The organism is Paraburkholderia nodosa DSM 21604, from assembly GCF_000519185.1.
Classification (GTDB): Bacteria; Pseudomonadota; Gammaproteobacteria; order Burkholderiales; family Burkholderiaceae; genus Paraburkholderia; species Paraburkholderia nodosa.
On sequence record NZ_JAFA01000009.1, the window covers coordinates 244,885 to 256,776 of the forward strand.

The 11,892-nt window shown below is 65.5% G+C and carries 11 protein-coding genes; 6 read left to right on the forward strand and 5 right to left on the reverse strand.

What is annotated here, in order from left to right; genetic code table 11:
* The first annotated feature begins 46 nt into the window (after positions 1 to 46).
* Positions 47 to 472, forward strand: coding sequence for a GFA family protein (locus A3CW_RS0115895; protein WP_028204461.1), 426 nt, complete (start codon positions 47 to 49; stop codon positions 470 to 472).
* Between the two features lie 105 nt (positions 473 to 577).
* Here A3CW_RS0115895 and A3CW_RS0115900 read toward each other — a convergent pair whose 3' ends face one another.
* From A3CW_RS0115900 to fae, 3 genes are read right to left on the reverse strand one after another with little or no spacing between them, the layout of a single operon-like run.
* A complete protein-coding gene (locus tag A3CW_RS0115900; RefSeq protein ID WP_028204462.1) occupies positions 578 to 2,032 on the reverse strand; it encodes an NAD-dependent succinate-semialdehyde dehydrogenase in 1,455 nt (484 codons plus the stop codon).
* Positions 2,029 to 3,048, reverse strand: coding sequence for an aldo/keto reductase (locus A3CW_RS0115905; RefSeq protein WP_028204463.1), 1,020 nt, complete (start codon positions 3,046 to 3,048; stop codon positions 2,029 to 2,031). Before A3CW_RS0115905 ends, A3CW_RS0115900 begins: the two co-directional genes overlap by 4 nt.
* Before the next feature lie 28 nt (positions 3,049 to 3,076).
* Entirely contained in the window at positions 3,077 to 3,598 is a 522-nt protein-coding gene (gene fae, locus A3CW_RS0115910) for a formaldehyde-activating enzyme (protein WP_035513064.1), read from the reverse strand.
* A 284-nt stretch (positions 3,599 to 3,882) separates the two neighbouring features.
* Between fae and A3CW_RS0115915 the strand changes: the two genes are divergently transcribed.
* The 5 genes from A3CW_RS0115915 (at position 3,883) to A3CW_RS0115935 (ending at position 9,006) form a co-directional block, all read left to right on the forward strand.
* The gene (locus tag A3CW_RS0115915; protein WP_028204465.1) at positions 3,883 to 4,920 is read left to right on the forward strand and encodes an ABC transporter substrate-binding protein; all 1,038 of its coding nucleotides are present in this window, start codon (positions 3,883 to 3,885) and stop codon (positions 4,918 to 4,920) included.
* A 60-nt stretch (positions 4,921 to 4,980) separates the two neighbouring features.
* Positions 4,981 to 5,946 (forward strand): ABC transporter permease, encoded by a 966-nt coding sequence (locus tag A3CW_RS46430; protein ID WP_051481488.1) that lies wholly within the window; start codon positions 4,981 to 4,983, stop codon positions 5,944 to 5,946.
* 89 nt (positions 5,947 to 6,035) lie between these two features.
* Positions 6,036 to 6,860 carry a quaternary amine ABC transporter ATP-binding protein gene (locus A3CW_RS46435; protein ID WP_051481489.1) on the forward strand — a complete coding sequence of 275 codons (825 nt, stop codon included), beginning with the start codon at positions 6,036 to 6,038 and terminating at the stop codon, positions 6,858 to 6,860.
* 10 nt (positions 6,861 to 6,870) lie between these two features.
* The gene (locus A3CW_RS46440) at positions 6,871 to 8,037 is read left to right on the forward strand and encodes an MFS transporter (RefSeq protein ID WP_051481490.1); all 1,167 of its coding nucleotides are present in this window, start codon (positions 6,871 to 6,873) and stop codon (positions 8,035 to 8,037) included.
* 90 nt (positions 8,038 to 8,127) lie between these two features.
* A complete protein-coding gene (locus A3CW_RS0115935; RefSeq protein ID WP_035513142.1) occupies positions 8,128 to 9,006 on the forward strand; it encodes a LysR substrate-binding domain-containing protein in 879 nt (292 codons plus the stop codon).
* On the opposite strand, the gene A3CW_RS0115940 is transcribed toward A3CW_RS0115935, so the two are convergent.
* A complete protein-coding gene (locus A3CW_RS0115940; RefSeq protein ID WP_028204467.1) occupies positions 8,979 to 10,655 on the reverse strand; it encodes a GMC family oxidoreductase in 1,677 nt (558 codons plus the stop codon). The two genes, A3CW_RS0115935 and A3CW_RS0115940, sit on opposite strands and share 28 nt — an antisense overlap.
* Positions 10,656 to 10,672: 17 nt before the next feature.
* Positions 10,673 to 11,890: a mandelate racemase/muconate lactonizing enzyme family protein gene (locus tag A3CW_RS0115945; RefSeq protein WP_028204468.1), complete on the reverse strand. Its 1,218-nt coding sequence runs from the start codon at positions 11,888 to 11,890 to the stop codon at positions 10,673 to 10,675.
* Positions 11,891 to 11,892: the final 2 nt, after the last annotated feature.

Genomic DNA, 11,892 nt, shown 5'->3' on the forward strand with positions numbered 1-11,892 from the left:
GCATGATTGCGCAACGCGCTTTATCCGCAGAGGAGAAACCAACGACATGGCGGGCGATACGAACCAACGGGCAGGCCAGTGCCATTGCGGCGCGGTGCGTTTTGTGGCGACGCTGAGCGACGGCCTCGACTCGATCCGCCGCTGCAACTGTTCTTACTGCCGCATGCGAGGCGCGGTCATAGTTGCGGCCGAAATGGGTGGGATCGAGTTCCTGCAGGGCGAGGCGGTGCTAACGAGCTATCGCTTCAACACCGCAGCGGCGCAGCACTTCTTCTGTTCTCGCTGCGGAATCGCCACCCATCTTCAACGGCGTTCCAACCCGAACCTGTATGGCGTCAACGTGGCTTGCCTCGACGGCGTCAGCCCATTCGATTTCGCCGAGGTCCCTGTCATGGATGGCGTCAATCATCCGAACGACACCGGCGGCCCAGCGCGCCTGGCGGGCACCCTGCGTTTCATTGCGGCTGACTAAGGCCCGAGGCCACTCGCTCGTTCAAGTGATGGCTCAAAAAAGCCGCCGCGCTCTCGCGCGGCGGCCTTCGCCAAAACCTGGCAAGCGTGGTCACCGCGCGGAAAATCAGCCGAGCCCGCCCATCATCAGGTACTTCGTTTCGAGGTACTCGTCGAGCCCGTACTTCGACCCTTCGCGCCCGAGCCCCGACTCCTTCACGCCGCCGAAAGGCGCGACTTCGGTCGAGATAATGCCCTCGTTGATGCCGACCATGCCGCTTTCCAGCGCGCCCGCCACGCGCCATACGCGGCCAATGTCGCGTGCGTAGAAGTAGGCGGACAGGCCGAAGTCGGTATCGTTCGCCGCCTGGATCGCTTCTTCCTCGGTCTCGAAGCGGAACACCGCGGCAACGGGGCCGAACGTCTCCTCGTGCGCGAGCATCATGCCGCCGTGCGCGCCCGTGATGACCGTGGGCTCGTAAAACGTGCCGCCCAGCGCATGCGCGTGGCCGCCGCACACAATGGCGCCGCCCTTCTCGAGCGCATCGCTCACGTGCGCCTCGACCTTGCGCAACGCCGCGCCGTTGATGAGCGGCCCTTGCGTCGCGCCCGGCTCCATGCCGCCCGCCACGCGCAATGCGCTCACCGCCTTCACGAGTTTCTCGACGAAGGCGTCGTGCACGCCGGCCTGCACGTAGAAGCGGTTCACGCACACGCAGGTCTGCCCCGTGTTGCGGAATTTCGAGGCCATCGCGCCTTCCACCGCGGCATCGAGATCGGCGTCGTCGAACACGATGAAGGGCGCGTTGCCGCCCAGTTCGAGCGACACCTTCTTCACCGTATCGGCGGCGGCGCGCATGAGCAGCTTGCCTACGCGCGTCGAACCCGTGAACGAGATCTTGCGCACGGCCTTCGAGGCCATGAGCGTGTCGCCGATCGCCGGGGCATCGCCCGAAACGACATTGAACACGCCGCGCGGAATGCCCGCCTCGAGCGCCAGTTCGGCGAGCGCGAACGCCGAAAGCGGCGTCTCTTCCGAAGGCTTGAGCACCATCGTGCAACCCGCCGCGAGCGCCGGGCCGGCCTTGCGCGTGACCATGGCGAGCGGGAAATTCCACGGCGTGATCGCACCGACCACGCCCACGGGCTCCTTCGTCACGACAATGCGCGCGCCCTTCTTCGGCGCGGGAATCACGTCGCCATACGCGCGTCGCGCTTCCTCCGCGAACCACGTGAGAAAGCTCGCCGCGTACGCCACTTCGCCCAGCGATTCCGCATACGGCTTGCCCTGCTCGGCCGTCATGATGCGCGCGAGGTCTTCGCGATGCGCATGCATCAGCTCGCCCCAGCGGCGCACCTTCGCGCTGCGCTCCGCCGCCGTGGCGTCGCGCCACGCAGGGAACGCGTGCGAGGCCGCCGCCACGGCCTGCAGCGCTTCGCGCGCACCGGCGCGGGCCACTTGCGCGAGCGGCGCGCCGGTGGCCGGATCGAAGATCGGGTAGGTCGCTTCGCTCGCCACCCATTCGCCGTCGATAAAGCTCGCTGTGCGCCACAGGCGCGCTTCCTTGAGTCCTTCGATCATGCTGCGATCTCCATGCGTCGCGCCGCGCGCGGCACGCGCGGAATGCGCGCGCTCACGTAATCGTTGATTACGTCGCACGGCGTGTAGTTGCGCTCGAGTTCGTAAAGCTCGTCGGCGCTCAGTTGCGTGTCGAGCGCGGCGAGCGCGCTTTCGAACTGCGCGACGGTGTCCGCGCCCACGAGCATCGACGAGATGCCCGCACGCCCCAGCACCCAGGCCTGCGCGATCTGCGCGCACGACACGCCGCGCGCCGCCGCGACTTCGGCCACCGAACGCGCGATATTGCGCGAGGCTTCATCGTCGTACATCTGCACGGTGAAGAAATCGGTCTGGTTGCGCACCGACTTCGCGTCGCCGGAAAGGAGGCCGCGTGCGAGCGGGCTGAACACCGACACGCCCACGCCCTGATCCTGGCAGAACGGAATCATCTCGCGCTCTTCCTCGCGATACGCGAGGTTCAGCTGCAGCTGCATATTGATCGGTCGTGCGAAGTTATAGCGCTCGCAGGCCTGCAGAATCTTGGCGAACTGCCACGTGAACATCGTCGACACGCCGATATAGCGCGCCTTGCCCGCGCGCACGATGTCGTTGAGCGCGTCCATGGTTTCTTCGACCGGCGTGTTCACGTCGAAGTAGTGCAGCATGTAGACATCGACGTAGTCGGTTTGCAGCCGGCGCAGCGAGCCGTCGATGCCTTCCATGATGTGCTTGCGCGAGTGGCCCTGGTTGTTTGCGCCATTGCCGATCGGATAGCCGACCTTGGTCGTGAGCACGAGTTCGTCGCGCTTCGCGAGCCGCCGCACGATGCGCCCCACCACTTCCTCGCCCACGCCGGTCGAGTAGAAGTCCGCGAGATCGATGAAGTTCACGCCCGCTTCGAGCGCTCGGCGCACGATCGGCTCGCTCTGCTCTTCGTTGTAGATCCAGGGCTTCCATTCGGGCGTGCCCATGTTCATCGTGCCGAGGCACAGGCGCGACACCTTCAGGCCGGAGCGGCCAAGTTGCACGTATTGCATCGTAGTCACCTGTAACGATTGGAGCGGCTCAAGCCGCCCTGGCCTTCGGCGTGTAAAACGGATTGCTGATCTGATCCTTGATCTTCGCAAGGTCGTCGAGCCTGGGCAGGCCGTTCATCGCGGCATGAATGGCCGTCTTGCAGGCCACATAGTTGTTCTCGTACACGGCGTCGAGGTCGTCGCACGACCAGTTCACCCAGTTCGCCGTGACGATGCACCATTCGTTCTCGGCCTGCGGCGGCAGCGTGCCGTCGAGCATCGCTTCCGTCACCGCCTTCGCGATGGCCGCCTGCGACGCGCCCCACGTGGCGTTGCCGTGCAGGTCGCCGCGAATGTCGGCCTTGTTCACGTAGAGCGTGGCGGGCTTGACCGGCACGTTGGGCTGGGCCACCACCATGAACGGTACGTGGCCTTGCGAAGGCGACGACAAGCTGTTCGTAAACGCCTGCCCCACGGGGCCATTGCGCGGGCCGATCATGATGTTGATGTGGGCAGCGTTTACGCCTAGTCCAGCGAAACCTTCGCCGATATAGACTTGCAGGTCTTTCATGTTTGACTCCGTCTCCTGGGTCATGAGTTCGAATTTGGCCAGACGCATTCCAGCACACGCCGCAAGCGCCCAAAAGCTATGAAATCTCATGGGGGCATGACGCGCAGTCATCGCTCTCTCCTGCATGATTCGCGTGATGAAAGTGGCATGAGATCAGGTAATGCATCGATGACTATTCGTTGCTTCGCAACCCGAAATGCCACGGCTAGACTCTGGTCGGATTGATTCGAAAAGCGGCGGCCCCACGCTGGCCCGCGCATACAATTCCAATCACTGGAGACGACATGAGACGTATCACGCTGGCAGGCGTGCGTATTGCCGCCGCCCTCGCGCTGACCTGCGCGGCCACGAGCAGCTTTGCAGCCCCCGGCTGGTGCCAGGAGGGCAAAACCGTGAAGCTCGCGCAGATCACCTGGGAAAGCGGAGCGCTGATGACCGAAATGGTGCGCACGGTGCTGGAGAAGGGTTACGGCTGCAAGACCGAAGTCGTGCCTGGCGCCACGGCCGCCACCGAAACGGCGCTCACGAAAAACGACCTGCAGGTGTGGGCCGAGCACTGGACGGGCCGCAGCCCCATCGTCGCGCGCGGTTTGAAGGACGGCAGCGTGAAACTCGTCGGCGAACTGATTCCCGGCGGCGACAAGGAAGGCTGGTACGTCCCCGACTATGTGATCAACGGCGACGCAAAGCGCGGCATCAAGCCCATGGCGCCGCAACTGCGCTCCGTCGCGCAACTGCCGCAGTACAAATCCCTCTTCACGGACGACGAAGAACCGGGCAAGGGCCGCTTCTACAACTGCCCCGCAGGCTGGGACTGCGAACGCTTCAACAACCGCCTGCTCACGGCCTACAAGCTCGGCGACGACTACACGAACTTCCGCCCCGGCACCGGCGGCGCGCTCGACGCGGCGATCGCCTCGGCCTACGAGCGCGGCAAGCCCATTCTCTTCTACTACTGGCAGCCCGCCGGCCTGATGGCGAAGTACCACTTCGTGCAACTGGAGGGCGCGCCGTATTCCGACGCCTGCTGGGACACCATCGCCGATCCGAAGGGCACGCCGTGCGCGTCTGCCTTCAAGGTCTCGCATCTGATGGTTGCGGTCTCCACGCCGTTCTACGACGCCGAGCCGGACGCCGTCGCATTCTTCGGCAAGGTGAGCTTGCCGCTCGCGCTCGACGAACAACTGGTCCAGCAGATGCACGACAAGAAGCTCGACGCCTCGACGGTCGCGCGCACGTTCTTCGAGCAGCATCCGGAAATCTGGAAGCAATGGGTCACGCCGGAAGTCGCGGCGCGCGTGCAGGCCGGCCTGCACACGTAAGCAACGACACTGGCCGCACGACGGTACGCATCACATGACACACGCAGAATGAGGCTCACCATGGGATCTCCCTTTCTTCACCTCTCGATCGCCGACTGGGTCAACGATCAGGTCTCCGCGTTTGTGCAGCGCTACGGCGACGCGTTCCACAACTTCAGCGTGCTCATGCTGCGCGACCTGCTCGTGCCGCTCGAAGGCCTGCTGCGCGCCACGCCGCCCATCGTCGTGCTCGCCGCCGTGGGCCTGCTCGGCTGGCATGCCTCGCGGCGCATTGGCGTGGCGCTGCTGTTCGTCGTGCTGCTCTGGCTGATCGGCTGCTTCGGGCTGTGGGACAAGCTCATGCAGACCTTCGCGCTGATGGTCGTCGCCACGCTCATCTCGGTCGTGCTCGGCGTGCCGCTCGGCATCCTCGCCGCCTCGAGCAGCGGGCTGCGCCGCGTGCTGCTGCCGGTGCTCGACGTGATGCAGACGCTGCCCAGCTTCGTGTACCTGATTCCGGTGCTCATGCTGTTCGGCCTCGGCAAGGTGCCCGCCATTCTCGCCACGGTCGTCTACGCGCTGCCGCCGCTCATTCGTCTGACCGATCTCGGCATCCGCCACGTGGATGCGGAAATCGTCGAAGCCGCGCGCGCGTTCGGCACCACGCGCATGCAATTGCTGTTTGGCGTGCAGTTGCCGCTCGCACGGCCGAGCATCATGGCCGGTATCAACCAGACCACGATGATGGCGCTTTCCATGGTCGTGATCGCCTCGATGATCGGCTCACGCGGTCTTGGCGAAGACGTGCTCGCGGGCATTCAGACGCTCGACGTGGGCAAGGGCACGCAAGCGGGCGTCGCCATCGTGATTCTCGCGATCGTGATCGACCGCATCAGCCAGGGTTACGGGCAGGGCCGGCGCACACGCGGCCTCGCACGCAGATCGAAGCAGCCCTCGCGCATTCCGTTTCGCCGCGTTCGCGAACAGGAAAGCAAAAGCGCCGACGCGACCAGCAGCAGCGACCTGACGAGCCAGCCGGCCAAGTAACGAACGCGAAGGCAAAAGCGCCGGCACAATGGCGGAAACCCGGCCGGCGCATCCAGCATACGCAACGAGCATGGAATGAGGTAACGATCATGAGCGGCATCGAAGTCAAGAACGTCTACAAGATCTTCGGCACGCGCGAAAGCAGTCAGCGCGCGCTCGAGCTGCTGCGCGGCGGCGCGGGCAAGGCCGAGGTCCTCGAGAAGACGCGCTGCAACGTAGGGCTCAACGACGTGAGCCTGTCGATCGGCTCGGGCCAGATCTTCGTGATCATGGGCCTATCGGGCTCGGGCAAGTCCACGCTGGTGCGCCATTTCAACCGGCTCATCGAGCCGACCGTGGGCGAGATCCTCATCGACGGCAAGGACGTGCTCAAGCTCTCCGACAACGGCCTGCGCGATTTGCGCCGCTACGGCGTGAGCATGGTGTTCCAGAGCTTCGGACTCCTGCCTCATCAAACGGTGCTCAACAATGCCGCGTATGCGCTCGCCACGCGCGGCGAAAAGAAAGCGGCGGCGCACGCGAGCGCGCGCGAATGGCTCGGCAAGGTGGGTCTCGCGGGCTACGCGGACCACTATCCCGACGAGCTTTCGGGCGGCATGCGCCAGCGCGTGGGCCTCGCCCGCGCGCTCGCCGCGAACACCGACGTGCTGCTGATGGACGAGGCCTTCTCCGCGCTCGATCCGCTCATCCGCACCGAAATGCAGGACCAGCTGCTCGAACTCCAGGCCACGCTCAAGAAGACCATCGTGTTCATCACGCACGACCTCGACGAGGCGCTGCGCATCGGCAACCAGATCGCGATTCTGCGCGACGGCCGCCTCATCCAGTGCGGCACGCCCGACGACATCCTGCACCGCCCCGCCGACGACTACGTGCGGCGCTTCGTCGAGCGCCGCGCCGGGACGACGCACTAAGCCGCCGTACATGCGGGCGCTCATCGGCCTGCTGGGCGGCTATACGATCCTCGTTTGCGGGAACAGCCTCCTCACGACGCTGATCTCGCTGCGCATGCTGCACGGCGAGCGCACCGCGCTCGACGTCGGCCTCGTGCAATCGTGCTATTACGTCGGCTTCATCGTGGGCGCGCTGGGACTCGGCCCGATCGTCGGGCGCATCGGGCCGCAGCGCGCCTTCATCGGCTTTGGCGCGCTCGCCGCACTCGCGGCGCTCGGCTATCTCTCCTTCGATTCCCCTGACATTTGGGCCGTACTGCGGCTCATCACCGGCTTCAGCATGGTCGGCGTGTTCACCTCGATCGAAAGCGGCGTGAACGGCGCCGTGCCGAACGAACGGCGCGGGCGGGCATTCGCGCTTTATCTCGTGCTCACGTATCTCGGCGTGAGCGCCGGGCAGTTCCTGCTGGGCGTGGGCGCGCCCGGCGGCATTTTCGAGCATGCGCTCGTGAACGGGTTGTTCGTGACCGCGCTCATACCGGTGGCGTTGATCGGCGAGTGGCAATCGGCCGGAGGCGCGCCGCCTGCGGCCACGGCGCCGGCTTCCGCGCTCGCCACGCCGAAGCGCCCGACGCTGCTGCTCGACGGCCTGCGCGAACTGCACCGAGTCGCGCCGCGCAGCGTGCCGGCCTGCATCGGCGCGGGGCTGCTTTCCAGTGCGTTCTATGCGCTCACGCCGGTGTATCTCGCGCGCATCGGCTATCCGGCCAGCGGGATTTCGCGCGCCATGGGCGTCGTGCTGATCGGCGCCCTGCTTTCGCAATGGCCCGTGGGGCGGCTCTCCGACCGCCTCGGGCGGCGCGCCACGCTCGGCGTGATCTCGCTCGTCTCCGCGTGCGCGGCCGCGGCGCTCGCCATCCTGCGCGCACCGGCTCTCGTCGATACGATCCTCTTTCTCTACGTCGCGCTCACGTTCACGCTCTATGGCGTGATCGTCTCCGACGTGAACGACCGCGTCGATCAGGCGCGGCGCGTGCAGACGAGCGCGACACTGCTGCTCGTCTTTTCGCTTGGCGGCGCGGCCGGTCCCACCGTCGCTTCGCTGTTCATGCGTCTGTTGGGGGCGGGCGGGCTCTATGTGTTCGCGCTCGTCGTCACGCTCGCGCTCGCCGCGCTATCGCGCGCGCGGGGCGTCTGAATGGTGGTGCGGGCCGGTATACTGCGTCGTTTGCAGGAGGCGTCGTTTCGGGACGGCGCCTGGAGCGAGGAGACGACCTTGAAGCGAAAGATGCCGGCGCTGAACGCCCTGAAGGCGTTCGAGGCGGCAGGCACGAGCGGCAGCTTCACCCGCGCCGCCGAGCAGCTGAACGTGACGCAGAGCGCGGTGAGCCGCCAGGTGCGCCAGCTCGAAGAACAGCTTGGCGAGGCGCTGCTCGAGCGCCATCACCACCGGCTCGAACTGACCGAAGCCGGGCGCGCGCTGCTGCGCACGCTCCAGCAGTCGTTCGACCGCATCGAAGTGACGGTGCGCACGATCCAGCAGAAGAGCGACCTCAACCGCCTGCGCGTAAACGCCCCGCCCACCTTCGCGAGCCGCTGGCTCGTGCCGCGCCTCACGCGTCTGCAGGCGCGCCATCCCGAGCTAGAACTGAGCCTCACCACGCATCTGCAGGACAGTCTCGCCGATTCGACGGCGCTGGACTGCGCGATCCGCTTTGGCGATGGCGAATGGGAAGGCCTCGACAGCTCGCTGCTGATGCACGAGTCGCACATCGCGGTGTGCGCGCCCGCGCTGCTCGCGCAAGGGCCGATCGATCTCACGCAGCAAACCTTGCTGCACGTGCTCGCGGGCGACAACCAGCGCTATCTCACCTGGCGGCACTGGCTCGACGCGGCGCGCATCGAGGACGTGGACACGTCGGGCGGCTACGAATTCGACCTGCTCGATCATGCGATCCGCGCGGCCATCGAAGGGCTCGGCGTCACGATGGCCGACCGCCACATGATCGAACACGAGTTGGCCCAAGGCCTGCTCGCGCCCGTGCGTGACATCCACGTGGACGGCCGCCAGTCATACTGGTTCGTGGTGCGGCCCGAACAGAAGGCTTCGAAGCCGCTCCAGCTTTTCCGGCAATGGCTTCAGGACGAAGTCGCGGCCATGCGCTGACGGCCCTGCGCAATGGCCTGCGCGGCGATGGCCTGATCGGCGTCTTCCAGAATCAGATCCGCGCCCTTTTCCGCGACCATCATCGTCGGCGCATTGGTATTGCCCGATGTGATGTTCGGGAAGATCGACGCATCCACCACGCGCAAGCCTTCGATGCCATGCACGCGCAGGCGCGCGTCCACCACCGCCGTGCGCGGGTCCGGACCCATCGCGCAGGTGCCGCACAGGTGATAGATCGAACCGCTTTGCTCGCGGAAGAACTTGAGCATGCTCGCGTCGTCGGTCACTTCGCCGGCGGGCGTCACCTCGGCTTCGGTGATGCCCCGCAACGCGCGCGCCGTCATCAACTTGCGCACGAGGCGGCTGCCCGCAATCGCCTCGTCGCGGTCCTTCTGCGTCGAGAGATAGTTGCCGCGAATTTTCGGCGCGTCTTCCACGTTCGCCGAAGCGATCTCCACCGAGCCGCGGCTCGTGGGCCGGCACGGATTGAAGCAGACCAGAAAGCCCGAGTACGGCTCCGGCGTGAGCTGCGCCCGATCCGACTTCGGAATCCGATACGAAAGCGGGTTGAAGTACACCTGCATGTTCGGGTGCGCCTCGTCGGCATTCGTGCGGAAGAAGCCGCCCGACTGATTCACGCTCATCGAGAACGGGCCCTTGCGCTGAAACACGTATTGCAGCCCGAACTTCAGCTTGCCGGTCCAACTGCCGAATGAATCGTTGAGCGTCTTGACGCGCGAACGATAGTAGAAGCTCACGCACAGATGGTCCTGCAGGTTCTGTCCCACCGCAGGCAGCTCGTGCACCACGTCGATGCCGTGCTTCGCGAGCAGCGCGCGCGGGCCCACGCCCGACAGCTGCAATAGCTTGGGCGAATCGACCGCGCCAGCCGCGACGATGACCTCGCGGTTCGCCTCGAACGTGCGCTTCACGCCCTGCTGCACGATTTCCACGCCGATGGCGCGTTTTTGAGCCTCGTCGAACAGCACACGCGTGGCGCGCGCATGATGCTCGATCTTCAGGTTCGCGCGCTGCCCCGCGCGATGCAGGTAGGCCACGCTGCTCGAATCGCGCTTGCCGTCGCGCGTATTCACATCGTAGATGCCCACGCCTTCGAGCCGCGCGCCGTTGAAGTCCTCGTTGCGCTCGTAACCGAGCTGCGTGCAGCCTTCCACAAAGGTGCGGCACACCGGATGCGCGCCATCCTTCATCGGCGTGATGCGCACGGGGCCGTTCGCGCCGTGCCAGGGCGTGTCGCCGAGCGGATGCGATTCCAGCTTGCGGAAGTACGGCAGCACTTCCTGGTACGACCAGCCCGCGTTGCCCGCCGCGGCCCAGTCGTCGTAGTCGCGCGCGGCGCCGCGCACGTAGATCATGGCGTTGATCGCGCCCGAGCCGCCCTGCACCTTGCCGCGCGGCGCGTAGATCTGCCGGCCGGCAAGCTCCGGCTCCGGCTCGCTGTAATACATCCAGTTGTACTGCTTGTTGTAGTACAGCTTGGCGAACCCGATCGGGATCTTGAACCAGAACGAATCGTCGGGTCCGCCCGCTTCGAGTAGCAGCACCGAATGTCGCCCGGAAGCGGAGAGCCGTTCCGCGAGAATGCAGCCCGCCGAACCGGCGCCGACGATGATGTAGTCGTAGTTCATCTAAGTGCTCCGGCAGATCAGCCGCGTGCGGGCGAGGTATCGCGCACGTCGGCGGGCTGGCTCGCCATCTGCAAATGCAGACGCTTGCCCGTATAAGGCGAGTGCGCGCGCACGACGTCCATATCGAGTTCGACGCCCAGGCCCGGCGCCTTCGAGGGAATGATGTAACCGTCTTCCCACTGAATGGGCTGCTTGAGCACTTGCGCGTGGAAACCATCCCACGTGCCGATGCTTTCCTGAATCAGGAAGTTCGGCGTGCAGGCCGCGAGCTGGATGCTCGCCGCCGCGCCAATGGGCCCGTTGTAGAGATGCGGCGCGATCTGCGCGTAGTGCACTTCGGCGAGCGTCGCGATCTTCTTCGCTTCGAGCAGGCCGCCCACGCGCGCCACGTTCAGTTGCAGGATCGACGCCCCGCCCGCCTGCAGCAGCTTGTGGAATTCGTATTTGGTGGTGAGGCGCTCGCCCGTGGCAATCGGAATCGACGTGTGCTTCGCGACATTGGCGATGGCCTCTTCCTGGCCCGGCGGCACCGGCTCCTCGAACCACAGCGGGTCGTATTTCTCGAGCCGCTTCGCAAGCCGGATGGCCGAAGAAGGCACCATCTGGCCATGCGTGCCGAACAGCAGATCGGCCTGGCTTCCCACCGCTTCGCGCACCTTGCGGCAGAACGTTTCGCAACGGTCGAGCACTTCGAGCGAGAGCTGATGCCCCGACCAGGCCGTGTACGGACCCGCCGGGTCGAACTTGACCGCGGTGAAACCGCGCTTCACGTTCTCGGCCGCGCATTCGGCGGCGAGATCGGGGTCGTCGTAATCGTATTCGCCCTGCGCGTTCTTCGGGTACAGGTAGGTGTACGAACGAAGCCGCTCGTTCACCATACCGCCGAGCAGTTCGTACACGGGCTTGTCCGCTGCCTTGCCGATGATGTCCCAGCACGCCATTTCGAGGCCGCTCACGATGCCCATCATCGTGAGGTCCGGGCGCTGCGTGAAGCCGCTCGAATAAGCCTCGCGGAACAGGCGCTCGACGCGATGCGGATCGTGGTCCAGCAGATAGCGCGTGAAGACGTCTTCGATCGCGCTCACCATCACGTCGGGATGGAACGTGGCGGCGTAGATTTCGCCCACGCCTTCGATGCCGCAATCAGTTTTCAGCGTGACGAAGATCCAGTACATGCCGCCGAGGTGCGGAGGAGGCACCGCAACGACGTTCGTTTCAATGGCAACGACTTTCATGG

Excerpts from the sequence above, each read along its gene's own strand:
- A3CW_RS0115895 (WP_028204461.1), top strand. The coding sequence starts at position 47 with ATGGCGGGCGATACGAACCAACGGGCAGGCCAGTGCCATTGCGGCGCG.
- A3CW_RS0115900 (WP_028204462.1), bottom strand. The coding sequence starts at position 2,032 with ATGATCGAAGGACTCAAGGAAGCGCGCCTGTGGCGCACAGCGAGCTTT.
- A3CW_RS0115905 (WP_028204463.1), bottom strand. The coding sequence starts at position 3,048 with ATGCAATACGTGCAACTTGGCCGCTCCGGCCTGAAGGTGTCGCGCCTG.
- fae (WP_035513064.1), bottom strand. The coding sequence starts at position 3,598 with ATGAAAGACCTGCAAGTCTATATCGGCGAAGGTTTCGCTGGACTAGGC.
- A3CW_RS0115915 (WP_028204465.1), top strand. The coding sequence starts at position 3,883 with ATGAGACGTATCACGCTGGCAGGCGTGCGTATTGCCGCCGCCCTCGCG.
- A3CW_RS46430 (WP_051481488.1), top strand. The coding sequence starts at position 4,981 with ATGGGATCTCCCTTTCTTCACCTCTCGATCGCCGACTGGGTCAACGAT.
- A3CW_RS46435 (WP_051481489.1), top strand. The coding sequence starts at position 6,036 with ATGAGCGGCATCGAAGTCAAGAACGTCTACAAGATCTTCGGCACGCGC.
- A3CW_RS46440 (WP_051481490.1), top strand. The coding sequence starts at position 6,871 with ATGCGGGCGCTCATCGGCCTGCTGGGCGGCTATACGATCCTCGTTTGC.
- A3CW_RS0115935 (WP_035513142.1), top strand. The coding sequence starts at position 8,128 with ATGCCGGCGCTGAACGCCCTGAAGGCGTTCGAGGCGGCAGGCACGAGC.
- A3CW_RS0115940 (WP_028204467.1), bottom strand. The coding sequence starts at position 10,655 with ATGAACTACGACTACATCATCGTCGGCGCCGGTTCGGCGGGCTGCATT.
- A3CW_RS0115945 (WP_028204468.1), bottom strand. The coding sequence starts at position 11,890 with ATGAAAGTCGTTGCCATTGAAACGAACGTCGTTGCGGTGCCTCCTCCG.